Source organism: Paenibacillus auburnensis (genome assembly GCF_927798115.1).
GTDB lineage: Bacteria > Bacillota > Bacilli > Paenibacillales > Paenibacillaceae > Paenibacillus_AQ > Paenibacillus_AQ auburnensis.
The window spans coordinates 65,233-90,352 of the sequence record NZ_CAKMMG010000007.1 but is presented as its reverse complement, the minus strand read 5'-3'; the positions used below and the strand labels follow the sequence as shown (position 1 = coordinate 90,352).

Here is a 25,120-nt window from a genome sequence, read left to right as displayed (position 1 = left end):
GCAACTTGTTAGGATCACAAATACAAATCTGATAACGCTGCTCGCCAACGATATGATACCCGGTGGACAGAATACGTATAGTATGATTATTACGCACATCCACCTTATGGAGACTACGGCAACTAATGCAGTAAAACTCTCTCATGGTTTCATCTCCGGCATAACATAGTCAATAAGAACTAATAAAAACTGCTAATATTATCTAAATAATAACATCCCGTTTTTATCAGTGTCAACATGAATCATCATATTCCGACAACAATCCACAGATGAAGCAGAATTATGTCGGCTAATGAACGTTACTGCGGCAATGCTGGGGTGAAATTCCCATATATTTCTTAAATAGCCTTGAAAAATAAAACGGATCGCTGTACTGCAGCATGCCTGAAATCTCCTTGACCTGCAGGGAGGTATTCAGCAGCAAATGCTTTGCTTCCGCCATTTTGAGCCGGTGGATATATTCATGCAGCGGATATCCGCTGCTGCTGCGGACCAGACGGCGCAGCGTGGACATGGAAATATGGTGTTTTGCGGCAATCTGCGGTAAGTCAGGCTGCTCATACACACAGGAATTCAAGTCCCGGCGAATCTGTGGCATAGCTTCATGCTGCCAGAACCGCGCGTTGTCCCGGGTCACAAACGAACATTCCAGCAGGATCGCCTCCAGACGAAGTGCCGCCCGGTCGGCATCAGCAGGTGCGCCCCCGTCCATCAGACCCAGGACCTCCTCGAACGAAGCCGCAAGTTCGGCCAGTGCATTTCCCTGAAATATCATTCCCGCTGCGATTAGTCCCGACTCCAGCCACTCATCTACCCGCTTCCCGTCAAAATTAATATAATATTCATCCCAGCTCCCTCCAGGCGGCGGACCAAAGCTATAGCTGCAGCCCGGGCGAAAGAAGAACAGGCTGCCTCCCCGGACCGGTTGAACCTCCCCCCCGTTCTCCGCAAAGGTACCGGAGCCGGATACAATATAGACCAGCGCCCAATGCTCAAACACTACATCCCTGCGGAATAATGTTCTGCCTGGCAGATGACCTGCTTGCCCTATCCGGATGCCGCCCAGTCTAAGCATAGAGCTATCCACCTTCGGATCAATAACCCTAATGGGATACGGACTGATCATATAATCCATGACCTTGGGCATACATTGCATTCCTCCCTCTGTTTAGGAGTGATATGGTTAATCTGAAGATGATCATATTCTACATGAATAAGAGGTGTCCACGCCATGTCAGAAATTCCTGTTTTACATTTGTTGCCCCGCCCGCGGTCACTTACAGTGACCGGAGGACTATTCCGGATCCCGGCCAAAGGAAGTATCGTTCTTAACGACGCAGAGAACCGTGACATTCTGCCCGCAGCCCGCAAGCTTCAACAGGTGACTTCACAAGCCCTTCGGCTGGAGCTGCCCCTGTCTATAGGTCCCCGTCCCTCCCGCCTGTCTGCCTATAACTTTAGTTATAACCAGCTGCTTCCGGCACAGGCCTATGAGATTACAGCCGGAGCGGACGGAATCGTGATAAGCTACAGTTCTCCGGAAGGCGCTTACTACGCAGTCGCTACGCTAAAACAAATCCTGGAGCAATGCGGAAGAGACGTGCCTTATCTGTCCATCTGCGATCAACCGGACTTTGCAGCCAGAGGCCTGATGATTGATATCAGCCGCAACAAAATCCCGAAGCTTGAAACGCTTTACCGGATCATTGATCTGATGTCAGATTTGAAGTTCAACCAGCTGCAGTTATATATAGAAGGTTCTCCTTTTGCCTATGAGTCTTTTCCCCAGGTCTGGGAGCTGGAAACCCCGGTAACCGGCGAAGAAATTCTGCGGATTGATGCCTATTGCCGTGAGCGTTTTATCGAGCTGGTACCGAACCAGAACAGCTTCGGCCACATGGAGCATTGGCTGAGCCGATCGGAGTTCAATCACCTGGCTGAAATTCCAGAGGGCTTTATGCTCCCGGATACAATGTATGACAGTGATCTGTATCCGGACGGTCTGTTTATGCAGCCTGGGACCTTCCATACGGAAGACCCTGAAGTACTTAGCCTGCTGGGCAGAATGTACGATGATCTTCTTCCCTATTTCACTTCATCGCAGTTTAATGTCGGGTGTGATGAGACCTATGAGCTTGGGCTTGGCAAAAGCAAAGCACTGGCCGGCTCTGCAGGCAAAGGGCAGCTCTACTTGTCCTTCCTGCAAAAGATTCATGAGCTTGTTACCGCCCGCGGCAAAACGATGCAATTCTGGGGGGATATCATTATCCAGCATCCGGAGCTGATCCCGCACCTGCCTAAAGATATCATTGCCATGGAATGGGGTTACAGCGCCGGGCATCCGTTCGAGGCAGATACACTAAAATTCCGTGAAGCGGGAATCCCGTTCTATGTCTGCCCCGGCACCAGCTCCTGGAATTCCCTGACCGGACGGACCGACAATATGCTGGCCAATCTTCGCAATGCTGCTGTTCACGGCAAAACCAACGGGGCGGTCGGCTACCTCATTACAGATTGGGGAGACTTCGGCCATTGGCAGCATCTGCCTGTCAGCTATGCCGGCTTCATATACGGTGCCGCCTTATCCTGGAATGTGGAGAACAATCTCGAAGCTGATGTTGCAGGATATTTGAACCGTTCCGTGTTCAAGGACCATTCAGAAACAATTGGACAATTGCTGCTTGACCTTGGCAACTATTACAAGCTGGAATCCGGAACGTTACGTCCCAACGATTCAGAGCTGTCAATGCTGCTGCGCAGCCGGCTGGACAATATGGGAATCGTTAAGAAGCTTACACCGGTTCATTTTGATCAGCTTGAAGCGTACGTCAGTACGATAGAGGAGCAACTGGAGGAGCTGGATCTGGCTTGCGATGATGCGGAGCTTGTCCGGCAGGAGCTTGCGAACGGTATCCATTTTGTGAAACATGCGTTATACCTCGGACGGCTCAAGCTGCAGCTTTCAGCATCCCCGGATCAAGTTGATCTTGCTCGGGTTAAAGGTCTGATTAAGGATCTCGACCTGCTGCTGCACAGCTACCGCCAATTGTGGACCCGGCGCAACCGGGCTGGCGGTCTTGAGCAGAGTATCAGTAAGCTTCTCCGCCTCCGAAGTGAATATGAAGCCCTGATCTAAGATCTAAGACCTATGTACCAAATCAAAGGCCCGGCAGAGCGGATTGGATTCCACTGGGTCTGCCAGACCTTTATCTCATTCACGCTCTGCCGGTCTCTTTGCCTGAAGAAATTCCCCGCGGATTTCCTCATATTGATTCGCCAGCATTTCACGCTCTCGTTGCTCCAGCTCTTCCCGGCCCGCGCTTTCCCGCAAGCTTTCGTCATCTTCGAAGATGTTCCAGATGTCCGAGAAGAGATAATCTTTAATCTCAACCGCTGCCCCGGCCGATCTCCCGTTCTGCCAAAGCAATCCTTTGGAGGTGCGCATTACGGTGCGCCCATCGGGAGTGGCGGCTTTTTGCCCGATCCGGATCTGCATCAGCATTTGGCCGAAAGTATACCATTTCATCTGCAAACCACCCCATAAGTTCTAATTGAAATAGACCGCACTGCAGCATATAATCATGGTAAAAACCCACATTTTTCCTTTTAAAATACTTTTTTGACAGGAGACAAGCCTACTATGAATTGGCTGGAGGATTATAAGGAGGAGCTTCACACCGTATTTCAAGATTGCAGAACGATCATCTCCGGATTTCCGGAACCGCTCCGTTCGCAGGGACTGGCCTATCTGGAGCAATTTGATGTATTTCAGGTTCACAGCAAGAAGAACTACATTTGCTATCTGCTGCCGTACTGGTTAAGCCGCGAGTGCGGATTAACCGCCGGGGAGACGCGCCGGATGTCTGCAGGCAACGTCGTGCTGATGCTCTTTTTTTTCCTGCAGGATGATTTGATGGACAACAGGCATTCGGCACCTGCTGAAGTGCTACCGCTTGCCAATCTGCTGTATGTGGAGTTTCTGGATCTTTATCGTCCGCTCTTCCCTCCGGAATCCTTCTTCTGGTCTTACTTCAGGCGTTATATCACCGAATGGGCAGACAGTGTGGCCGGAGAAGCCGCCGGCGATTATTATTGGAATGACCGCAGCAGGGTTGCCCGCAAAGCCAGTCCCCTTAAGCTCTCCAGTACTGCCGCCCTGCTGCTCTCAGACAAGCCATCCTTCATTGCCGATTCGGAAGAAATGCTTGAAACCGTGCTGCTCACCCTGCAAATGCTCGATGATTATGAGGATTGGGAGGAGGACCTGGCTGAAGGCAGCTATAACTGCCTGCTGTCTCTGGTCCGTCATCATCTGCAGCAGGATACTGCCATTCTTACTCCGGCTGCCGTCAAAGATTTCATTTTCACCACAGGCGGGCTCGCACAGTATACGGCAACGGCAGCCGGGAATCACGAAAAGCTGTTATCGGGCCGCTTATCTATCCCCGGGCTAACCGCCTTTCATCAAATGCTGGTGGACAATCTCCTGCAAATTGCTGAAGCGATTGAAGCGGAGAAAGCACTATTACAGGGAGGCGGCCTCGGGTACTGGTTATCCAAAAATATGAATCTTTAATACCTTCAAAAATGCAGATAACAACCAAAAAAAGTAATAGATTCAAAAATAATGCTATGTTATTATTACGAGGTAAGCATTTACCATTTCCGGGAAGGGTGATTGTAATGTCAGAAGCAATTCTTATGAATCAAGTGATTCAGAAGGCATGGGAAGATCCAAGTTTCAAACAGAAGCTGCTTACAAATCCGAAAGAAGCCCTCAGAGAAGCACTAGGTATTCATCTGCCGGACAATATTACACTCAAAACCGTGGAGGAAGGCTCTAATGAGTTTTATCTCGTTATTCCACCCAGCCCATCCTCGGGCATCGTGAAGACGAATGTCTCCCCACTTAGTTCCTGGTAAATCACCCTAGTCTAACTTCATAGGGAGCCCGAACCTTCCGGAGCGTCTGCCAGCGGCAGCATAGTGACGGACTCGGTTCCGGCTCCTTTTTGGCTCTCAAAATGGATTTCGCCCTGCATGGATTCAATAATCCGGAAGGTAACCATCAGTCCAAGCCCTGTCCCCTTCGTCTTATTGGAGAAATACGGCTCCCCAAGCCGGTTCAAAACCTCCTGATCCATTCCCTCGCCATCATCCTTGATATGAATATACACCTTATCACCGACACCGTAGGCTATCATATGTATAGTCCCTTCATCACCCAGCGACTCGATACTATTCTTAATGATATTGATGAATGCCTGCTTGAATTTGGAGGAGTTGCCCCTTACCCATAACCCTTCTCCGGCTTCCATGATCATTCGGCCTCCGTTCAGATGACAGAGCGGCAGCATAATACTCTCAATATGTTTAAACTCATCCTGAACGTTAAGGATTGAAATCTGCTCAAATTCCGGTTTGGCAAAGGTCAGAAAATCCGTAATAATGTTGGCGGCACGGTCCAGTTCGCTTAATGCCATAGATAAGTACTGTTCTTCACTGCCGCTTGCCTTCTCGCTGAGGAGCTGGAGGAACCCTCTGGTCACCTGCAGCGGATTGCGCACCTCATGGGCCACCGATGCAGCAAGCTCACTGATAATCTCCATTTTCTCCGAACGCTGCAGTTCATTGTTAAACAGCTCCAGCTCCCGGGAATATTTGACCACCTGCCGGTGGTTCAGGGCCAGCCTGCGGCCGAGGATAATAATGAGCGAGAGAATGAAGACAACGAGCGCCCATTTCCAGTAAAACAGATCATAATTACCGCTCTTGATGTAGTACCAGATTAATTCGGAGACCCCTGTTAATGCAGCTGTACCAAAGCCCACAGCAAAAATGATCGCGTCTTTATTCCCTTTTATCGAGAAGGCAATGACATAAGCAATGAGCAGAATAAATTGGATAATCATAATAAAGCCGATGACCGTAGCGGATACAAAATAATAAAATTCTACAAACCGGTTGCCGGACACTGTATTCACGATCAGACACAGGATGCAGAACAAGGAGTATGCTGTCTGGAAGATCCGGAACCGCCGGATAATCGAGAAGCGCCCGCTGCCGAATATGTTCTCGAACAGATAGGTAAGTGCCGGAAGCAGCGACAGCAGCCCCAGATCCAGAAAGATAATGCTGAGCGCTCCAAGAGAGCTGTAAAAGGTATAAATAAATGGAGAATACGTGATCGATAAAACCCCGGTAGCTGCGATAACAACTGCTAAAGAGGATGCTATGCGGAAATGTTCCCTGTCCAGGAAAAACCCGCATACAAACAGGACCATCGCTACAAAAACAAAAGCACCGCCAAGGATCACATCGATAAGCCCATTTTTTATATAACCTCTGCTCAGGTCACTATACTCGCCGATGACTGCAGGTTCTTTAATTCCAATCCGTTCCTGCAGCGTTGACGTCCAGATATACATCGTTTTGCCGTTATCATCTATGCTTAGAGGGACAAGCAGCGAGAAATTGTCTTTAATATAGCTCCGGTCATCTTCAAATACCAGGCGGTCTTCGACATACACCTTAACATGCAGGGCGTATAAGGTTTTGATGTAGACTGCAGGTGCCACATATTTGAATGCCGGTAGCTCAATACGTGTCCAGGCCGAGGATACGCCATCAGGAAGCTCCGTTATGCCCGGGTCTGCCCCGCTGCTGATCCACTCCCCCTGATCCAGAGCAGGTACGTTAAAGCCGTTATCTCCCGGATCATGTCCCCATTTGATCTGCCATTCCTTGATTTCCTTAGAGGCATAATGACTATCTGCTGAAGCCAATAGCGAACTGCAGGTCATTAAAAGCAGAAAAAACACTGCTGTTATATGTAAACTTTTACCGATCAAGCGCATGCAAGCACCCCAGAATAAAGTTTTAGAAGCAATGTTATACAAGCTAGTATTTCGCCCTAAATGTCCCTTATCCCTTCAAAAAAACGGTATTATCCAAAAAAATTGCTATTTATTGCGGTAGGCTGGGAGTTTCACAATTACTTCGGTCCCCTCGCCCTTTTTACTGTGAAACTGAATAGAACCGTTCATCGCCTCAATGATCCGGAAGGTAACCATCAGGCCGAGCCCTGTTCCCTTTGTCTTATTGGAGTAATAAGGTTCGCCCAGGCGGGCCAGCTCACTGACCTTCATGCCTTCACCGTTATCCTTGACACTGACCATTATATGTGATCCTGACTTCCAGGCGGATACCTTGATCAGACCATTCTCCTGTAAGGATTCCACACTGTTCTTGATCAGATTAATAAAAGCTTGTTTAAATTTAGAGGAGCTGCCAAGCACTTGAAGCCCGTCCTGCAGCTGAAGCTGAATAGCTCCGCCCTGCAGATTAGCCAGCGGCACCAGAATCCCGGACACATGCTTCAGCTCCCCGGAAACCTCCAGGATATCTTCCTGATCCAGCCCCGGTTTGGCAAAGGTGAGAAAGTCCGTAATGATGACGGAAGCTCTATCCAGCTCCTGCATTGCCATATCGAGATATTCCTTCTCTTTTGAGCCTGAGCGTTCTCCTAAAATTTGCAGGAACCCCCGCGTAACCTGCAGCGGATTGCGCACCTCATGGGCAACGGACGCAGCCAGTTCACTGATAATCTCCATTTTCTCCGAACGCTGCACTTCATTGTTGAATTTCTCCAGATCCCGGGAATAGCTAACCGCCTGTTCATAGTTTCTGGCAAAGCCCCGTCCAAGAATAACGATCAGCGAAATAACAAAAGCAATCACTCCCCACTTCCACCAATACAAATGGTAGCGTTCTGCCGAACTGAAGTACAGCAGCAGCTCACCAAGGGAGATAACAGCAAATACAGCGAATCCGAGCGAGAAAATAACGGCATCCTTATTGCCTTTGTAAGCATAACTCACCGCCAGGCCAAGCAAATAAGTGAGCTGGATAATCATTAGTATTCCCATAACCTCTACAGTCATGATCCTATACAGGTGATCCAGCCGGTAAGACAGCAGTGTATTCAGAAGGAGAAAGCCGAAGCAGAAGATGGAATAGCCGAGCTGAAAATTACGGAAACGTACAAGCCTCTTCCCCCTGCCGGGGCCAAAAATCCGTTCGAAATAAAAGGTAAAGGCCGGCAGAAGTGTAAATAACGCCAGATCAAAAAAGGTTTCAATTAGCCTTCCCTGATTGTGCAGAATAAGCGGCAGAAACGGTGAGTATGTGATAAACAGAACGCCAAAAGATAAAATAACCAGCACCAGCCAAAGTCCGCCTGAGAAAAGCTCCGCCCTGACAAAAAGCAGGCACGTCATCAATACGGCCGCCATAAAGATCAGCGCTGCACCGAGCACCATATCCACTAAATCCTGTTTGACATAAAGGGCGATCAGCTTATCATAATTCCCTGTTCTGACCCCGCCTTCTACGCCGAAGCCTTTGCCGCCCCCACTGCTCCATAGATACATCGGTCCATTTCCGTCTTTCGGGGATAAAGGAATCAGCACCTTGCTGCCATTAAAATTAACCAGTTGACTTGAATCATATACGATCTCGTTATTCCAGTAAGCTTTGATTGTATTTCCATATACTTTATCTATAAGCAGTGCCGAGTTGGTAGTCACCTTAGGTATTGTAAAACGCAGCCAGGCTGCACTTACTCCGGCCGGGGGCAGCGGTCTGGCTGCATTCGCGGACACCTTTATCCATTCCTGGTCTGGAGCTGCTGCCGCTTCTTTTAAAGAATTAGCGTCCGCCTGTTCCCATTTCATCTCCCATTCCGGAAGTAGGGGGTCTGTCTTACCGCTCCACTCCATAGCAATCCCTAAAGGTACTAAAGCTATCAAGAGCAGAAGCATGAGAATAGCAGCCACTCTTTTTGGTGATGGCAACTTCATCTTGACACCTCAATAAATCATTAGTTGGATTTTTGTAGTTCATATGATTCTTACTTTCGACAACCTTCGCACTATCCCTGCTAATCCTGCAAAAATACACGAAATAAGTAGTTTTCTACTTCAGGCGGTTAATCGTACACAAAAATGAATATATTAAGGAAGGCAAAAAATAATGGACTCGAGGATTAGATTCGCCGCCGAATTATCGGGTAAAGAATGATTATAGATGTTCGTGGAGGAGGATGGGCAATGAACGACAAAGAGAAATCCGCCGCAAGCGGTTCTCCGGCCGAGGATGGACTTGTGACCGAGCGGGATATCGATGAGGAGTTCGGCCTGTTTCAGGAAGATTCCTATCCCGGTGCGCTGCCGGATGAAGACCAGAAGGCAGCCATTAATCATGCTGTTCCTAAAGAGGATCAGACTAAAGCCTAAAGGAGTTGAACGGCTATGGGTAATGAATTCAACAAAACTGAAGCCGATTTAGCATATGAGCGTTATCAGAAAATGGGGAGTATTACTTCCGAAGAAGACTTCCCTCCTGAGGAGCTGCGGCTGCCTGGCACCCATGAAGCGCCTGTCGATTATGTGGACGGTGTAGTGGATGAAGGCTCTGACCCGGTGCTGGAGGGGGATCCGATTCTGGCTGCCGATATCGGCCTGAATACTCCGGAAACCACCCTTGGCCCAAGAGCCGACCGCAACGGCCGCATCGCAGCAACACCTGCCCCGGAACGGGACGAGCTGCTGGAGTCGGATGCGATCTTCGCCGCCGGGGCAGCAGGATTAACCGGCAGTGTAATTGATTATGCCGATGATGAGGATGTCCCTGCAGATAATCTCACCGACGATGAAGAAGACTTACCGCTAGAGGATATACCTGACGCTGACGAATTGCAGCCAGGCACCGCGGTCGATCCCGCGGCCCCGCCGCTTGATGTGATGCCTGGAACCGATGTGCTTAACGGCTCCACCGGCGAAGAGGATTAATTAGGCTGAGCGCATCACCGGATTCTATTCCGGTGGTGCTTTTTTGGCTGCATTTTGAGCAGTTCCTTCTATTATAAATGCTTACATCTTGATCCCAGCTCCCGCCTCCGTTCCTTCTCCATGGGAACGCGCTTCCCCGACCTTGACCTCCAGTTTAGCGGCCTTCACCAGCAGGGCTGCTACAAGCAGCATTACCCCATTAATCACAAATACCCAGCGAATCGGGATGAATGCACCCAGCAGCCCGCCGATAATCGGCCCGGCCATCGTTGCTAATTGTGTAGATGCCTGATTCAAGCCGAATGCCCTGCCGCGGAAGCCCGGCTCGATGGTCTGTACAATCATGGCATTGACCGAAGGCAGCACCCCGGCATAAAACAGACCGTAGGCAAATCTCAGGATGGCAAACTCCACATAACCCGATACAAAATACTGCAGAATGTTCCCGATCCCGCCCCCGATGAGGCCGATGAATAAAATAAATCCGAAGCCTTTGCGGCTGCCGATCCGCCCCCACTGCGGGGCCATAATAACGGTTGCTATGCCTACAGCGGAGAATACAATGCCGGAGCTTAAAGAAGCACTGTTCTTCGCAATTCCCATATCCAGCAGATATATCGGCAGCAGCGGCTCCAGAATCATCACGGAAAAGGTGCTGATGCCGGTAAGCAGCAGCAAAGTAATAAAGGCGCGGTTGCTCCTCGCCTCACGGATGTCATCCCGGACACGGGATCTCTTGGCAGAACGGTCAAAGTTCTCTTCTTTGGCGAAAAAGGTTGCTATCAGCGCAGATACCAGCACGATCGCCGCCGAGAACAGAAAAGCGCTGCGGTTGCTCGAATAATAACTGACCACTCCGCCGATGAGCGGGCCGATTATACTCCCTGTAGCTCCAGCCGTAGACATGATGCTGAGCGCGTAGCCGGTCTTCTCTTCCGGGGTATTCGTCGCGACCATCGCAATGGCTGCCGGAACAAACCCGGCCAGCAGTCCTTGCAGAATCCGCACAATCAGGAAAACATAAGGATCATGAACAAAGAAATTAATCAAATATAGTGCAGCCAGGCTGAAGCCCGAGCGGATCAGCATAGGCTTCCGTCCATATTTGTCAGCCAGGGACCCCCAGTAAGGAGAAATCAGCGCACTGGCCAGAAAGGTTATTCCGAAGCTGACCCCGGACCAGATCTCCAAATGATTCGAAACCCCAAGCTGGTCACTCAAAAAAATCGAGAGGAACGGAATCGAAATCGAATAGGCCGTACTGCAGAAAAATACGCCTACCCAAAGCACGATCAGATTCCGCTTCCATGAAAATGGCATGCTCTCACCACCTTTTCTGTTTTTCCGTGAAGTATCCTACCATTCTAAACCTCTTTTCCCGGTGTGCCAATCCCTGGTAAGTCTTAAGGCTTTGCAAGAAGCGGGACAAACCATGTATGATGAAGGATGTCGGAACCAGAATACTCACAAACAAAAGGAGAGATTCAAACGTGAAGCGCACCAAAAGAACCCCTGTCATCCTGTTGCTGATGATGACACTCCTGCTGCTCATTGCCGCAGGATGCGGCAATAAACCAGGAGGCAACAATTCGGCAGGCAATGCCGTCACAGGGAGCAACACCGGCAGCGAAGCCAGTCCGGCTCCGCAGGAAAGTGCTGCAGCCCCTACTGAAGGCGTTCCCTCTGCCACGGCCAGCCATCCGGTTGTTACCATTGAGATGGATAACGGCGGTATTATCAAAGCCGAGCTCTATCCCGAGGTTGCTCCCAACACCGTAAACAACTTCATCTCCCTGATTCAAAAGGGCTTCTACAACGGGACGATTTTCCACCGCGTGATTCCCGGCTTTATGATTCAGGGCGGAGATCCTGACGGCACCGGCATGGGCGGCCCAGGATATAGCATTGCAGGTGAATTCTCCGCGAACGGATTCACAAACAACCTTCTGCATACCGAAGGCGTACTCTCCATGGCCAGAAGCCAGGATATGAATTCCGGCGGATCCCAGTTCTTCATTATGGCTGCCGCTTATCCTAGCCTGGATGGCAGCTATGCCGCCTTCGGAAAAGTAACGGAAGGGCTGGATGTGGTGCAGGCCATTGTCAATCTGCCGCGCGACAGCTCAGACCGGCCGGAAACCCCGCCGGTAATGACTAAGGTCACTGTAGATACACTCGGTGTTGCATATCCGGAGCCGGAAAAGGTTCAATAGAGATTCACTTATCCGCAGACCAAAGCTAAGAAGAAACGGCTTCGCCGTCCTATTAGGGACGGTATCCGTTTCTGCGAAAAATAGAAGGATAATTTATAGCGTAAAACATATAAATTCTTATATTTAAAAAAAGCCCATTTCCTTAAATAAGGAAATGGGCTTTTGCTTATGCATCCGGCCGCGATGCTCGATTACCGCCGGGCAGCTGGAGTGATGCGCTGCTATCTTCTGCTAATCGCGTGATGCGGATTGCGCAGGAAGGTGCTGCGGCTATTCCGCAATAGCGCGATGCGTTCTTCCGCAAGGCGGTCCGCGGCTACATAGGCAGGAATGCCGCTGGTCCGCGAAATCTCCAGCACGCGGGTAATGCTGTCATAAATTTTGCCGATCTGTTTAAAGGCGCGTTCCTTATTATAGCCATTCAGCTCATCGGCAATGTTGATTACACCTCCGGCATTAATAACATAATCCGGAGCATAGACGATACCCATCTCATGCAGGGCATCCCCGTGGCGGGGCTCCTTAAGCTGGTTGTTAGCTGCACCTGCAACCACCTTCGCCTGGAGCACCTTCAGCGACTCGTCATTAATGGTTGCGCCGAGGGCACACGGTGCGTAAATATCACATTTCACGCCGAGAATGTCAGCAGGATCTACGGCCTTAGCGCCGTAAGCATCAACTGCCCGGGCCACGGCCTCTTTGTTGATATCCGTTACAATCAGCTCAGCGCCTTCTTCATGTAGATACTTGCATAGCGTAAACGAGACATTTCCGACACCCTGCACGGCAACCGTCTTGCCGGCCAGTGAATCGCTGCCGAAGGCTGCTTTGGCTGCAGCTTTCATGCCTTGATACACTCCGAATGCCGTAGCCGGGGAAGGATTGCCCGAAGAACCGTAAGTCGCTGAAATCCCGGTTACAAAATCGGTCTCCTGATGAATAATGTCCATGTCTGCTTCCGTCGTCCCTACATCCTCGGCTGTAATGTAACGGCCGTTAAGTCCTTGTATGTATCTGCCAAAGGCGCGGAACATCGCCTCATTTTTATCTTTTTTAGGATCACCGATAATGACTGTTTTGCCGCCGCCCAAATTCAGCCCGGCAACCGCATTCTTATAAGTCATGCCCTTAGCCAGCCGGAGCGCATCGACTACTGCCGCTTCTTCCGACGCATACGTCCACATTCTCGTTCCACCCAGGGCGGGTCCCAGGGTTGTGTCATGAATAGCAATGATTGCCTTTAAGCCCGATGCCTTATCCTGACAAAACAACAGTTCCTCGTAATCATCCCGCTCCATTGCTGCAAACAATTCCATTTTGTCCATTTCTCCTGTCTCATCTCTTTATAACGTGTTACGTTTCATAACAAAGCTAGTACACTCAAAGATTATTGTCAAGATCATTTGTCCTTTTTCAAGGAAAAATCATGAAATAAACACACATAGCAAACATGAACTTAACGCAAAATGTTAGAAGAAAGTAAGGCGAGCGTAATCACGCCTCTATTCCCAGTACTCATCCGGGCGGTATTGAATTTCCGATTGTGCAGTGATCTTCAGGCATCGTGAAGCAGCATCATACTCCACAGGATTGTCTCCGACGTAATACCAATGCTTGATGACCGGACCGCCTGCCGGCTCCTCAAAGCGGAATACATTCAACTCGGACCGCAGCTCCACTACTGCCGCACCTTGCTCAACCCCCACTCCGCAAATCGTAATTAATGTAAGATCGCCCTGCGGATCAAAACTATATGTCAGCCCGTCGGTACTGCTGACGAGCATGCGCCCGGTTACGGAATGCTTCACCAGCACTCTCTCCTGCTGCATCATCATTCGTTCCTCCCTTAATGTTGTGCTTGGGTGGGACCGCTTAAGGCAAATCGATCGCCATCACCAGGGTATCTACTTCAGCAGCAAGCAATAATTCGCTGTAATCCTCAATCCGCGCGGAATCCCCTGGCAACAGAACCTGATTATCCGGCAGTTTGAGCTGTCCCTCAATCAGATAAATGAAGACCCGCCGCCCCGGCGCTTGCTGAAAGTTCAGCTCCTGCCCGGCTCCTGCCCGGCCAAGATAGATCGTCATATCCTGGGCGATATCCACAATTTCCGCCGTACGCTCTGTAGCCACCACAGCCAGCAGCCTGCCTTCAAGCTTAGCGGGATCAAAGCGCCCTGTGGTATAGGAGGGAGCGGTGCCGCGGGTGCGCGGCATGAACCATAGCTGAAGCAGCCGGACCGGCTCTGAATCAGAAGGATTATGCTCTGTATGAATGGCGCCCGTCCCCGCCGACATCCGCTGAATGCCGCCAAAAGTTGTTTCCGCCACATTACCTAAATTATCTTCATGGCGCAGCCTTCCGGAGAGCACGATGGAGACGATCTCCATGTCACTGTGCGGATGGGCACCAAAGCCTCTGCCCGGAGAAATCGTATCATCATTACAGACCCGCATTGGGCCGAAGGCTGTATTCTCCGGATCGTAGAAATCCCCGAACGAGAAGCTGTGACTGCCTTTCAGCCAGCCATGATCAAATTGGTGAGCGGATTCTGCAGAATAGACCTTTATCATGTGATCCCCTCCTGAAAGATTCGTGAGCATCCTCATCTAACCATAGTTTAGCAGAAAGAGCAGGAAAACAAAAAAACTGCAGCCATACCTGTAACGTAAAGCATCCGCTTTCTACTATTAAAAAAGGGACAGCCAGCATACGCCGGCCGCCCCTTATTCTTCTATAAAATCATTGGATATGCCTGTTAACCCTGAAAACCGTTCCACTGGGTAACTTCATTCAGCGGCAGTCTGGCCGTTGAGCGTCCTTCGGCAGCGGCTTTGCCCAGCGCGATCAGCATCACGGTTACATACCGTTCCGGGATATTGAACAGCTCGCGGAATTGCTCGGGATTGAATCCGCCCATCGGCACGGTATCGTAACCCTTCGCTTTGGCAGCCAGCATCAGCTGCATGGAGACCAGACCGCCATCGACCAGGGCAATCTCCTTCAGCTTCTCTTGCGGCATGCTGGAGTAGCCGTCCTTACTGCGTTTAGCCATCGCCGCGCCTACTTCCGCCGTTACATAACCAGCTGCTTCAGCGTATTCATAAATTTTGTCCGCATTGCGGTAAGCTTCGATGTCACCAATCACGGCAATTGTAGCTGAAGCATCGACGATCTGCTGCTGGTTGTGAGCAATCGGCAGTACTTTCTCCTTCAGGGCCTGATCCGTAATCACAAGAAACCGCCAGGGCTGCAGATTGGATGAGGATGGCGCCAGAATCGCATCACCCAGAATCTCCTTAATTTCCGCATCGGAAATTTTCCAGGATGGATCGTATTTCCGTACCGAATGCCGTTCACGGATCACCTTATTAAATTCCACTTCCAATTTCAGTTCTGTTGTCATTGCCATGCTCCTCCTCTTCCTAATCCAGTTGATTTGTATTCTGTGTGTATAAAAGCACAGTTAACCGCAAAAAAATATTCGTTGTTGCCCGGCTTCTTGCGGCGTTTAACTGTAATTATTTATGCACAGTATAATCCACAAAAAAGCCTCCTGTCAACATCCCGATTTGCGAACCATATCCGCCAGCGTATATTTCTCCAATACCGTCATCATGCTCCGGTCCATTTCCTCAAAAATATCGAAGCACGCTTCCTTCAGCTGTCCCCCCAGCACAGTGCTGCACATCGTATCATTCCCTGCCTGGCAGCGCGATTCATCTTCCAGTGCCTGATAAATCTCTGCAAGCGTCAGTTCTTCCGGGACACGGTTCAGAGCATAGCCGCCATCGCGTCCTTCTTTGGTAGTCAAAATCTGCTCACGCGTCAGCTTAGCCATCGTCTTCCTCAGCAGGGTCGCCTCCGAAGAGAGCAATTCCGCCAGTTCGCAGCTGGAGCAGGTATTGCCTTTGCGGGCCAGCAGCACAAGCGCCTGCAGGACAAGCCCGAAGGATTTATATTGAAGAGCCCCGCTGTTCCTTGTTTTTGCCATTGTTCCGGCTCCTTCCTAATTCAATGTTGTATGCTAAGTATAGAACGCAAACCCCATTTTGGCAAAACAAAGCCTCTGCCAGGAATCCACTTCATTCCCTTGCAGAGGCTTGTTACGCATAATTAGGCGTCAGCCGTTCAAGACTGACAGATTAATATTAATTACAGCTTAGCAATCGTTTCTGTCAGAACCGGTACGATTTGCGATTTGCGGGATACAACACCCTTAAGAATTGCTTTATTGTCATCCAGCTTCACATTGTAAGCCTGCTCAACTGCACCGGCAACACGGCCCAGTGCTAGACCCACGGAATCATTGTTCAGGATATCTGTCACTACGAACAGGAACAGATCCAATCCTTTTTCATCAATGATTGCAGTAAGGGCCGTTTCCAGCTCCGCCTGCTTGGAGAGCACATCGTTCACGTCAACCGCGTTCACTTGGGCAATTTCCACTTTGTAGTCGCCCATTTTGAACTCTTTGGCATCCAGGGAGATGAGCTGGGCAATGCTCTTGTCGCTGAGGTCAGCTCCGGCTTTAAGCATGGACAGGCCGTAGCTTTCGGCATCTACACCGGCAATTTCAGCCAGTTCGCGTGCAGCTGCTACATCCTCTTCAGTGCAGGTAGGCGATTTGAACAGCAAGGAATCGGAAATGATAGCAGACAGCATCAGGCCGGCGATCTCCTTAGGAATGGCTACTCCATTCTCTTTGTACAGCTTGTTCAGGATTGTCGCTGTGCAGCCTACTGGCTCGGCACGGTAGTACAGCGGGTGAGCCGTTTCAAAGTTAGCGATCCGGTGATGGTCAATAACCTCAACAACACGCACCTGATCGATATCATTCGCACTCTGCTGGCGTTCATTATGGTCAACGAGAATGACCTGTTTAGCTTCCCCTGCAACATTCTCAACCAGTCTAGGTGCAGCCACGCCGAATTGATCCAGCGCAAACTGGGTTTCACCGCTCACCTCTCCCAGACGAACCGGTTCAGCATCCCATCCCAGTTCCTTCTTAAGTGCAGCATAGGCAATTGCCGAACAAATTGTATCCGTATCCGGATTTTTGTGTCCAAAGATCAAAGTTTTTTCCATTTCCAATCTCCTTACTTTGTTTTTTGTGAGAATAATATACCATACATTGATAGGGACAAGCCAGATTGGAGCAGGAAGTTGTCGCCCGTCTCCGGCTGTAGCCTATAAAAATAATAACCCGCTCACGAAAAAACTCCGCAAGCAGGTTATTTTAACAAGCATGGATATGGCCTCATTGCTTCTTTAGGTTACTGCTTTCCGTCGCCTTCATGGATAAGCAGCTGGCCCAGCCTTTCCGTGAGCGTTCCACCGCCGACCAGGGAGACATTGCCGATCCGTTCGCTGATCTTTTCGAGGAACTCCAGCTCTTTTAGACGGTATAGAGTTTTGTTCTCGTCCATTAATTTCGCGGTGTTCAGCAAGCTGCGGGTGGAGGCAGTTTCCTCCCGCCGGGTGATCAGATTGGCCTGGGCCTTCTTCTCAGCCAGCAGCACCGTGTTGAGTATATCTTTGATTTCTCCCGGCAAAATAATATCCTTCACTCCAGCGGAATGGAAGATGACGCCATAACCCTCACTCAGCTCCTGCAGCCGTGACAGCACAAAGGCACCCACCTCCTGCTTCATCCGCAGCAGATCATCCAGCTTCATCGTCCCGACATATTCCCGGAGTACCAGCTGCAGGGTGACGTAAATCTGCTCTTCCACCGATTTGATCGCCAGCGTCCGCTGAGGATTGACAACCGAATACTGGCAGACAAAATTAAGCCGCAAGCTCACTTTATCCTCGGTCAGCATCTCCTGTCCGGTCATATCCAGCTGCTGCTGACGCAGGTCAACGGTCTTCACAACCACTGTAACCGGCCCTCTCCAGAAATCGTATTTACCCGGCGGCAGCTCACGCTGAAACACATTATTAAAATACAGTATCCCCGTCTCGTGGATGGCGACTCCAAAGCTCTGGACAGCAAACGGGATACGGACAAGTATGGACCGGTCAATCTCCGCCGGAATTTCCGGTTCACGGCTGTCCGCCCGGATGAACTGATGATTCGTAAGCTTAGACCAGAATGCATGCTGCCCCGGGGGAAGCAGCTCACTAAAGCTGCCGTCCTCATAATGCAGCACGTATTCATGATCGGCTACGGTGACAATCTCAAGCTCGCGCACCAGCGCTTCATCCTGCAAAAAAATATTCAATTTCTTGCCGGGTACCTCAAAAGGCTCGCTAAGTTTCAGCTTGAGGATCTCCTTATCCGTAAATCCTGTCAACCAATATGTACCAGGCTCCAAATATTTATCATAGCTGCCCTGCTTAAACAAAAGCCCGCGTTCATCAGCGGCAATCGTAATCTTCTTGAACATACTGTTCTCCTTAATCCGCCGTGCGGCGGTCCTTCTGATGTACGACCTCCGGAAGAGGCTTCAGCCGTAAGCGGCTGCGGAGCCCATTTTGAGGAGCGGGACTGAAGCGTCATGACGGCAAACGCCAAGGGCTGACAACACAGGCTCAGACTGCAGCCTAACTGTCACGCAGATGGCATGTTTACCCGCTTGAACGCCTGTTCCGGCACTCCGGTATCCAACGGCTGCATAGCAGCGCTCCTGGACAAGAAACCCCGGCCGGAGGTCTTTCCATATCAGATTTCACAGTTGAGCCACAATTCGCTTGACAGGCGATTGGGGAATCGAACCCCGAATGTTTGGATAAGTCCCCGTCTGCTGCAGCATACCCGGCCATAGGATGGCGGGCACTGCGTGATCATTCCGAAATCACCGCCAGGCAGGCAGAACGTTTAAATACCCAAAACTATTATAATTTGTAAACTCTTGTTCCGTACAGCTAAATTCCTTTGATGACGGCCATCGGCTTACACTTCGCCACAACATCTGCCAGTCCGGCACCCGTGATACTGTCGATAATCTGGTCCACATCCTTATACGCCTGCGGGCATTCATCGAGAATGGTGTCCAGGGACCGGTGATTGACGACGATCTCATCATCCGTACCTACGCGCAGGGATTGGCTGAATTCATCTACTGTTACCGCAAGACGGGTGGCTCTTCTGGAACGCAGCCGTCCTGCACCATGGCAGATAGAGTAGAAGTTCTTCACGCCTTCATCCCGGCCCAGCATAATGTACGAAGAGGTACCCATCGAGCCGGGAATCAGGGCCGGATGCCCCGTTGCCTTATATACCGGCGTATTAAGAAAATGCCCCGGCGGCAGCGCCCGGGTCGCTCCTTTACGATGTACCAGCATCGGCTGGCCGCGGTGGAATTCCTTCAGCGCGTAGTTGTGCATCAGATCATACAGCACCGGCATCTGAAACTGCGGACCATACAGCTCACGGAAGGCTTCCTGCACCCCGAACGCAATCATATGCCGGTTCGTTACAGCAAAATTAAGTGCTGAGTACATCAGATTCAGATAAGTCTGCCCTTCACGGCTGCTGATCGGCGCGTAATTCAGGTTCGGGTCAGGGTTGCTTACTCCCCACAAATGCATGGCTTCTTTAATTGTTTTGGTATGCTCCCTTCCCACCATCGCTCCCCAGGCGCGCGAGCCGGAATGAATCATTACGACAACCCCTCCGTCAACCAGCCCCCACTGCGCCGCCAGTTCTTTATACTCTTCAGCAATCTCCAAGTATTGAATCTCACAAAAATGATTGCCGCTCCCCAGCGTCCCAAGCTGGCCATGTGCGTTCTTGCGGATCTTAGGCGGAAGCATCTCTAGAGCCGAATGATCATAACGGAAATTACTTTCCTCCACATGCGTAATCCACTGGGGCGAAGGAATGTATTTGTCCGGCAGTCCCTTCAGCCCGCTGCGCACAACCTCCATAATATCGATGTCAGCATAATTGCTGTTGACGCGTTCGTTGGTCGGTACATATTTCTCAATGGTTTCGATCAGCTTGCGGCGGACCTCCTTGTCCTGCAAATCCCGCTTATGCAGCGGCGTCGTGTGTACGCGCATCCCGCAGCCGATGTCCACGCCAACAATCGAAGGTGACACCATACCGTCTTTCATATTCCACACCGCTGTTGTGCCGATGCAGGTCCCGATGCCGACATGCGCATCCGGTGTATAAGCCATGTATTTATTGCGCGGGATCCGCAGATTGTTGTCAGCCATCTCAAACACCTTATCCTCAAACGACTCGTAAATCTCCTGATTGGCAAACACGTGCAGCGCTCCATGCGGGAGTTCAATCTCATAATGGTTGCTGCCGTGTGCCTTGGTGTTCCGGTTCATTGCTTCTCCTCCTGGTTGTTGTTATTTATATAAGAAGAAACGGCTTCACCGTCCTATTAGGGACGGTATCCGTTTCTGCGAAAAATAGAAGGATAATTTATAGCGTAAAACATATACATTCTTATATTTCAAAAAAACTGCCGGTCCGCGTTCATCTCCACCTCCGCCTGTATCCAGGTGCAGCGAAGACTTGCGCAATCCGGCAGCCTCATTTCTTCTCGTTGCTGTAGCACGGCTGTGCTATAGCCCCGGGAAATCCCTGTGCCTCTGCCTTACGGGAGAGGAAGCGGGATACTTGAGACAGACGGACCGATAAGGCTCTCGCTCATCGTGTTGTACGCGCTCCATGGATATAGTGGAGTAATCAGGGGAAACAGATAGGTATTGGGATAGGGTCTGCATATCCTCCCGCTTTTGCCAATTCGTCTTTGTATTCATGCTTCTCTCTCCTTTCAGGGTGGGCTTAAGTTATTTTAAGAATTTCAGTTGACGGGAATCGTACATAAGTCTCCCGAGATGGGCGTGCGGTGGAATCAGAGGGATTTATACCTCTGATTCGTACGTTTCGCCCGCGTGCGGCGGAATCAAAGGGATTTATACCTCTAATTTGCTCGTTTCACCCGCGTGCGGTGGAATCAGAGGGATTTATACCTCTGATTCGCCCGTTTTGCCCGAATGCGGCGAAATCAGAGGGATTTATACCTCTAATTTGCTCGTTTCACCCGCGTGCGGTGGAATCAGAGGGATTCATCTGCCGGACAATAAAAAGGCTGCGTCCCGCCGCCTTCCTCCCTGCCCTTATCCAAGGGCAAAGAAAAAGACTGCGGTGCACGCAGCCTGAGATCCCAGTCTAGCCATATCAGCGTTGCAGGGTTAGACCTGCACACCGGGAGGGAAGGGAGCGCTGCGTGATACCTGGGTATCCTCTATATAGGAATCAAATGACGGTTGGTTGGATAGTAAAACTTGCTCATTCCAGCCGTGCTGGAGCTTCTGCTCATATCCGTTCACCTTATTCATTGATCCTTCGCCTCCCTCAGCCATATGCCGGCCCGTAAATTTGTAGCCAGCTTACCATGGATTCCCAGAAAGTGTCAACCTTATTTAGGAGATCCTAGTATAGATCCAGCGTGTGACTCCAATAGTGGAGCGCATCCCGGCCCTGCAGGTTATTCCGGGAGTCCCCGTTTCGTCTTGGGCAGCGGCTCCGGTACATCCTGGCCTTGTAACGGCTCGTTGTCGCCGAACAGATCAGGGTTCTCCGCCAGCATCCTGCTTAGGATTTCCGTAGTTTCTACAGCACCGCAGATCATAACAGCCGCATCGCCAAAGCAGCCTTTGCGCAAGGCTCCCCCATCCTCCAGAACCTGCTCCACCTTCCAGAAATGCTGGGACCACGACAGACCGCAATGTCTGCGTGACGGCACGGCAATTTCCGTGCCGTCGGGAGTGATTGTGTACAGTAGCTCAGGCTCATCGGTCATTCTGCCGGGAATGTCTACCCATTCCTCAATGCCGTGAATGAACGTATTGCGCCGCAGATCCACGCCGAGCAGCATAATCTCCGCGCTCCGGTCGAGCAGCTTCCCGTAGACCGAACCCCGGGCGCATGGGGTATCCCAGCGGTGATCTCCGGAAGTGAAAACCTCTGCATCCCGGCCGAGGGCAGCCACGGAATGAGTCGGATGCCAGGAGCGGATGACACCCGGGCGCCGCCGGAACAGCTCCGGCAGAATGCCGACACAGACAGGCGATTCCTCCACAGAAAACCGCGGATGATCAGCATCAATATACGACCAGGTATGCGTAGGCAGGACGAGCAGTCCATCCTTCATATACTCTGACAGCACATCCAGCACCGTATCTGCACCACCCTGCACGGGTCCGATGCTTTTGAATGAAGAATGAACCAGCAGTGTCCCCCGCTGATTAATTCCAAGCTCCTTTAGCTGCTTCAGCAGGCTGGCTTTGGTATGCATTACATTTCTCTCCTTATCTGGATAGGTTAAAAACTCTACTTGCAATCCTCATACTTTACTTATAAAATTATAGTAACTTAATATTATTCACTAAACTTCCGATGGAACAGTAACTGACTTATTCCTACATTTCCATACAGTTTTATTTGTAAATACACTTTCAAGGAGGGTACATCATGAGTTTATCATTAAAAGGCCTTCACCACGTATCTGCGATTACAGCCAGAGCGCCGGAGAATTACAAATTCTACACCGAAATACTTGGACTGCGGCTGATCAAAAAAACGGTGAATCAAGATGACATCTCGGTCTATCACCTGTTCTACGGCGACGAAGCAGGCAATCCCGGCACAGAGTTGACCTTCTTCGAGCTTCCGAACGCCGGACGCAACCGTGACGGCAACAACAGCATCTCCGCACTGTCGCTGCGCGTGCCGGATGATCAGGCACTGGACTATTGGAAGCAGCGGTTTACAGACCTTAGCGTAGAGCATGAGACCATCACTGAACGCGGCGGACGCCGGACGCTGGGCTTCCGTGATCATGAGGGGCAGCGGTTCCTGCTCGTATCCGATCAGAATAATCAGGGCGTTGCCGGAGGCAAGTCATGGGCGGGCAGCCCGGTACCGGCCGAATACGGCATTATCGGGCTCGGCCCCGCTCATCTCACCGTCGAGAATGCTGAACATACCGCGCTCATCCTGGAGGATCTCTTGGGCTTCCGCCGCAAAGGAAGCTATCCATCACCCGTAGCCGGACAGCCGGATGTAATGGTATTTGAAACCGGCGAAGGCGGCTCCGGCGCTGAAGTACATCTGGAAGAGCGCACCGATCTGCCGCAGGAGCGGCTCGGCCGGGGCGGCGTGCATCATGTCGCCTTCCGGGTCGACAATGAGGAGGAACTCAAGCTGTGGATTGAGCGCATCCGCACCGTCCAGCTGCCCAATTCCGGCTTCGTTGACCGTTTCTACTTCCGTTCCCTGTACTTCCGCGAACCCAATGGCATTCTGTTCGAGCTGGCTACAGACGGACCCGGGTTTGCCACTGACGAGCCTATGGAGCATCTCGGCGAATCCCTTGCCCTTCCGCCGTTTCTGGAAGACAAACGCGCCCAGATTGAAGCCCATCTCAAGCCGTTGGATACCCGTCAGCAGGCTTGAGTCCCGGCCTGCCTCTTCAAATAGCAACACAAACAGCTGCATTCCGGCCCTGGAATGCAGCTGTTTGTATGTCATTCCCTATTCAGCAGGCAAAGTTAAGATCAGCTCTCTGACCAGGTGATCGTAAAAATAGTGAAGCCGGGACGGGCAGTGGACGGTTTGCCTGTAATCGAAACCGGACTTGTGCCGCCCAAAAGGCCGGTAATTTTGACCGTTGTTGAAGTCACAGTCTGCGAGGCATTCTCCAGCCGTTTAATCCGGACATACTCACTGTACACGAAGCCCATGGTATCCAGCGATTCCTGCGTCGAATAGCTGAACGCAGCCTTCTTCACACCGTCCGCATCCGTATCCACCGTAGTCGCAATAATGGCATCTCCTGGGATCGGGAAATCCTTCGGCAGGTTAACCGGCCGCAACGTGCTCTCCACCGGAGTGCTTCCGGAAGTTCCCGGCGTTTCAGCCGTGTCCGCACCGCTACCAATTCTGACTTTATAATTTACGGAATCATACGTGATAGGCACATCCAGAGCATCTGCAACCGAGCGGATCGGCAGATACGTAAGACCTTCATAGGTAATCGGCGTTAAGGTTTTGCCATTGCCGTCCTTGAGCCAGTAGGGCGTACCGTCAACGACCACTCCAATGCTGTGGTTTAAATACGCTTTGATCTGCTGTAATTTCGCTCCGGCATAGACCCCTGCGGAGCCGGTCACTGCCATGCCTGTAACGACCGCGGCAATCAGCCATTTTTTATTCAAGTTCATCGCTATCCTCTCCCGTGTATTAGAATGATGTAGAAATGAATGTTTCGTCTTCATATATTTACCACCAGGAGAACCCCGCCAACCTTTTTCTAATGGAAAAACGCCTTATAAGAGGCCCGCTTGCAGCTATTCACGGACAATCTCCAGCAGTGCAGCCAGCTCACGGATTTCATAGGTCGGCAGAATCCCTGCAACGTTAGCCTTCCCCAGCGGATTGAACCAGCAGGTATCAATGCCGTAGTTGATTCCGCCCTGGATATCCGAGGTCAGTGAGTCCCCGACAATCAGCACCCTGCGCTTATCCGTAATCCCCAGCTTCTCAAAAGCATAGTCGAAAATGCCGGTAGCCGGCTTTTGATAACCTGCTTCTTCTGAGATAATAATCTGCTCAAAAGTGTCCGCAAGCGGCGACCCCTTGATTCTGGACAGCTGCACCTCTTTGATTCCATTGGTAATAATCGACAGTCTAAAGGCCGCCAGCTCCTCGCATAGCTCTACCGCGCCTTGAATCAGAAACGTGCCTTCCCCCAGAAACCGCAAATAGGCCTCACTGAATTCCTCCGGGTTCAAATCGAGCTGATGGGCGGCAAACAGCCGATTAAACCGTTCCACCCGCAGCGCAGCAGACGTAATGCGTCCCGCCTCCAGATCTGCCCACAGCGCCCGGTTGATGGTCTGGTAGCTGGCCGCATACTCCTCAGCTCCGGTCGGCAGCCCGAAATGAGCAAACACATTCATAAAAGCCTGCCCCTCTGCCATTCCATAATCAAACAGGGTATCGTCCGCATCAAATAAAATCACATCGTATTTCATGATTCGCCTCCAAATTTACGTACAATCGACAAGATAACATGCTCTGC

The 25,120-nt window shown here is 50.8% G+C and carries 24 protein-coding genes; 7 read left to right on the top strand and 17 right to left on the bottom strand.

The genetic code is table 11. The features are described from left to right. Positions 1-289: 289 nt before the first annotated feature. Complete coding sequence (locus L6H70_RS20685; protein ID WP_236336000.1) at positions 290-1,147, bottom strand: helix-turn-helix transcriptional regulator; 858 nt, start codon at positions 1,145-1,147, stop codon at positions 290-292. Positions 1,148-1,231: 84 nt separating this feature from the next. On the opposite strand from L6H70_RS20685, the gene L6H70_RS20680 reads away from it, so the two are divergent. Continuing rightward, positions 1,232-3,136, top strand: a complete 1,905-nt coding sequence (locus L6H70_RS20680) for a family 20 glycosylhydrolase (protein WP_236335999.1) — start codon at positions 1,232-1,234, stop codon at positions 3,134-3,136. Between the two features lie 75 nt (positions 3,137-3,211). Here L6H70_RS20680 and L6H70_RS20675 read toward each other — a convergent pair whose 3' ends face one another. Beyond that, positions 3,212-3,526: a hypothetical protein gene (locus tag L6H70_RS20675; RefSeq protein ID WP_236335998.1), complete on the bottom strand. Its 315-nt coding sequence runs from the start codon at positions 3,524-3,526 to the stop codon at positions 3,212-3,214. A gap of 114 nt (positions 3,527-3,640) precedes the next feature. Here L6H70_RS20675 and L6H70_RS20670 point away from each other — a divergent pair, with 114 nt between their 5' ends. Both L6H70_RS20670 and L6H70_RS20665 read left to right on the top strand, forming a co-directional pair. Beyond that, positions 3,641-4,576: a hypothetical protein gene (locus L6H70_RS20670; protein WP_236335997.1), complete on the top strand. Its 936-nt coding sequence runs from the start codon at positions 3,641-3,643 to the stop codon at positions 4,574-4,576. Positions 4,577-4,683: 107 nt separating this feature from the next. Beyond that, positions 4,684-4,923, top strand: coding sequence for an NHLP leader peptide family RiPP precursor (locus tag L6H70_RS20665; RefSeq protein WP_236335996.1), 240 nt, complete (start codon positions 4,684-4,686; stop codon positions 4,921-4,923). 17 nt (positions 4,924-4,940) lie between these two features. Here L6H70_RS20665 and L6H70_RS20660 read toward each other — a convergent pair whose 3' ends face one another. Then, entirely contained in the window at positions 4,941-6,785 is a 1,845-nt protein-coding gene (locus tag L6H70_RS20660) for a sensor histidine kinase (RefSeq protein ID WP_236335995.1), read from the bottom strand. Between the two features lie 177 nt (positions 6,786-6,962). Continuing rightward, positions 6,963-8,810 carry a sensor histidine kinase gene (locus L6H70_RS20655; RefSeq protein ID WP_236335993.1) on the bottom strand — a complete coding sequence of 616 codons (1,848 nt, stop codon included), beginning with the start codon at positions 8,808-8,810 and terminating at the stop codon, positions 6,963-6,965. Positions 8,811-9,110: 300 nt separating this feature from the next. Between L6H70_RS20655 and L6H70_RS20650 the strand changes: the two genes are divergently transcribed. Both L6H70_RS20650 and L6H70_RS20645 read left to right on the top strand, forming a co-directional pair. Beyond that, complete coding sequence (locus tag L6H70_RS20650; protein WP_236335991.1) at positions 9,111-9,296, top strand: hypothetical protein; 186 nt, start codon at positions 9,111-9,113, stop codon at positions 9,294-9,296. A 15-nt stretch (positions 9,297-9,311) separates the two neighbouring features. Next, positions 9,312-9,851 (top strand): hypothetical protein, encoded by a 540-nt coding sequence (locus L6H70_RS20645; RefSeq protein ID WP_236335990.1) that lies wholly within the window; start codon positions 9,312-9,314, stop codon positions 9,849-9,851. Between the two features lie 81 nt (positions 9,852-9,932). Here L6H70_RS20645 and L6H70_RS20640 read toward each other — a convergent pair whose 3' ends face one another. After that, a complete protein-coding gene (locus L6H70_RS20640) occupies positions 9,933-11,171 on the bottom strand; it encodes an MFS transporter (RefSeq protein WP_236335989.1) in 1,239 nt (412 codons plus the stop codon). 116 nt (positions 11,172-11,287) lie between these two features. Here L6H70_RS20640 and L6H70_RS20635 point away from each other — a divergent pair, with 116 nt between their 5' ends. Further along, positions 11,288-12,064 (top strand): peptidylprolyl isomerase, encoded by a 777-nt coding sequence (locus tag L6H70_RS20635; RefSeq protein WP_423802862.1) that lies wholly within the window; start codon positions 11,288-11,290, stop codon positions 12,062-12,064. Positions 12,065-12,285: 221 nt separating this feature from the next. Here L6H70_RS20635 and L6H70_RS20630 read toward each other — a convergent pair whose 3' ends face one another. From L6H70_RS20630 to L6H70_RS20585, 10 genes are all read right to left on the bottom strand, one after another. After that, positions 12,286-13,380: a Glu/Leu/Phe/Val family dehydrogenase gene (locus L6H70_RS20630; protein ID WP_236336173.1), complete on the bottom strand. Its 1,095-nt coding sequence runs from the start codon at positions 13,378-13,380 to the stop codon at positions 12,286-12,288. Positions 13,381-13,566: 186 nt separating this feature from the next. Beyond that, positions 13,567-13,896 (bottom strand): hypothetical protein, encoded by a 330-nt coding sequence (locus L6H70_RS20625; protein WP_236335988.1) that lies wholly within the window; start codon positions 13,894-13,896, stop codon positions 13,567-13,569. A 40-nt stretch (positions 13,897-13,936) separates the two neighbouring features. Next, a complete protein-coding gene (locus tag L6H70_RS20620) occupies positions 13,937-14,638 on the bottom strand; it encodes a pirin family protein (RefSeq protein WP_236335987.1) in 702 nt (233 codons plus the stop codon). A 185-nt stretch (positions 14,639-14,823) separates the two neighbouring features. Then, positions 14,824-15,471 carry a nitroreductase family protein gene (locus L6H70_RS20615; protein WP_236335986.1) on the bottom strand — a complete coding sequence of 216 codons (648 nt, stop codon included), beginning with the start codon at positions 15,469-15,471 and terminating at the stop codon, positions 14,824-14,826. Between the two features lie 153 nt (positions 15,472-15,624). Further along, positions 15,625-16,059 (bottom strand): Rrf2 family transcriptional regulator, encoded by a 435-nt coding sequence (locus tag L6H70_RS20610; protein WP_236335985.1) that lies wholly within the window; start codon positions 16,057-16,059, stop codon positions 15,625-15,627. A gap of 161 nt (positions 16,060-16,220) precedes the next feature. Beyond that, on the bottom strand, positions 16,221-17,153 hold the full coding sequence (locus tag L6H70_RS20605; RefSeq protein WP_236335984.1) for a manganese-dependent inorganic pyrophosphatase: 933 nt from the start codon (positions 17,151-17,153) through the stop codon (positions 16,221-16,223). Between the two features lie 188 nt (positions 17,154-17,341). Continuing rightward, complete coding sequence (locus L6H70_RS20600) at positions 17,342-18,457, bottom strand: slipin family protein (protein WP_236335983.1); 1,116 nt, start codon at positions 18,455-18,457, stop codon at positions 17,342-17,344. Positions 18,458-18,935: 478 nt separating this feature from the next. After that, positions 18,936-20,354, bottom strand: a complete 1,419-nt coding sequence (locus L6H70_RS20595) for an RtcB family protein (RefSeq protein ID WP_236335982.1) — start codon at positions 20,352-20,354, stop codon at positions 18,936-18,938. 873 nt (positions 20,355-21,227) lie between these two features. After that, entirely contained in the window at positions 21,228-21,374 is a 147-nt protein-coding gene (locus L6H70_RS20590) for a hypothetical protein (RefSeq protein WP_236335980.1), read from the bottom strand. A 149-nt stretch (positions 21,375-21,523) separates the two neighbouring features. After that, on the bottom strand, positions 21,524-22,333 hold the full coding sequence (locus tag L6H70_RS20585; protein WP_236335979.1) for an AAC(3) family N-acetyltransferase: 810 nt from the start codon (positions 22,331-22,333) through the stop codon (positions 21,524-21,526). Positions 22,334-22,509: 176 nt separating this feature from the next. On the opposite strand from L6H70_RS20585, the gene L6H70_RS20580 reads away from it, so the two are divergent. Then, positions 22,510-23,493, top strand: a complete 984-nt coding sequence (locus tag L6H70_RS20580) for a ring-cleaving dioxygenase (protein ID WP_236335978.1) — start codon at positions 22,510-22,512, stop codon at positions 23,491-23,493. A gap of 101 nt (positions 23,494-23,594) precedes the next feature. Here the strand turns inward: L6H70_RS20580 and L6H70_RS20575 are convergent, their stop codons facing one another. Both L6H70_RS20575 and L6H70_RS20570 read right to left on the bottom strand, forming a co-directional pair. Beyond that, the gene (locus L6H70_RS20575) at positions 23,595-24,260 is read right to left on the bottom strand and encodes a hypothetical protein (protein ID WP_236335977.1); all 666 of its coding nucleotides are present in this window, start codon (positions 24,258-24,260) and stop codon (positions 23,595-23,597) included. Between the two features lie 126 nt (positions 24,261-24,386). Further along, positions 24,387-25,073, bottom strand: a complete 687-nt coding sequence (locus L6H70_RS20570; protein WP_236335976.1) for a YjjG family noncanonical pyrimidine nucleotidase — start codon at positions 25,071-25,073, stop codon at positions 24,387-24,389. Positions 25,074-25,120 lie beyond the last annotated feature (47 nt).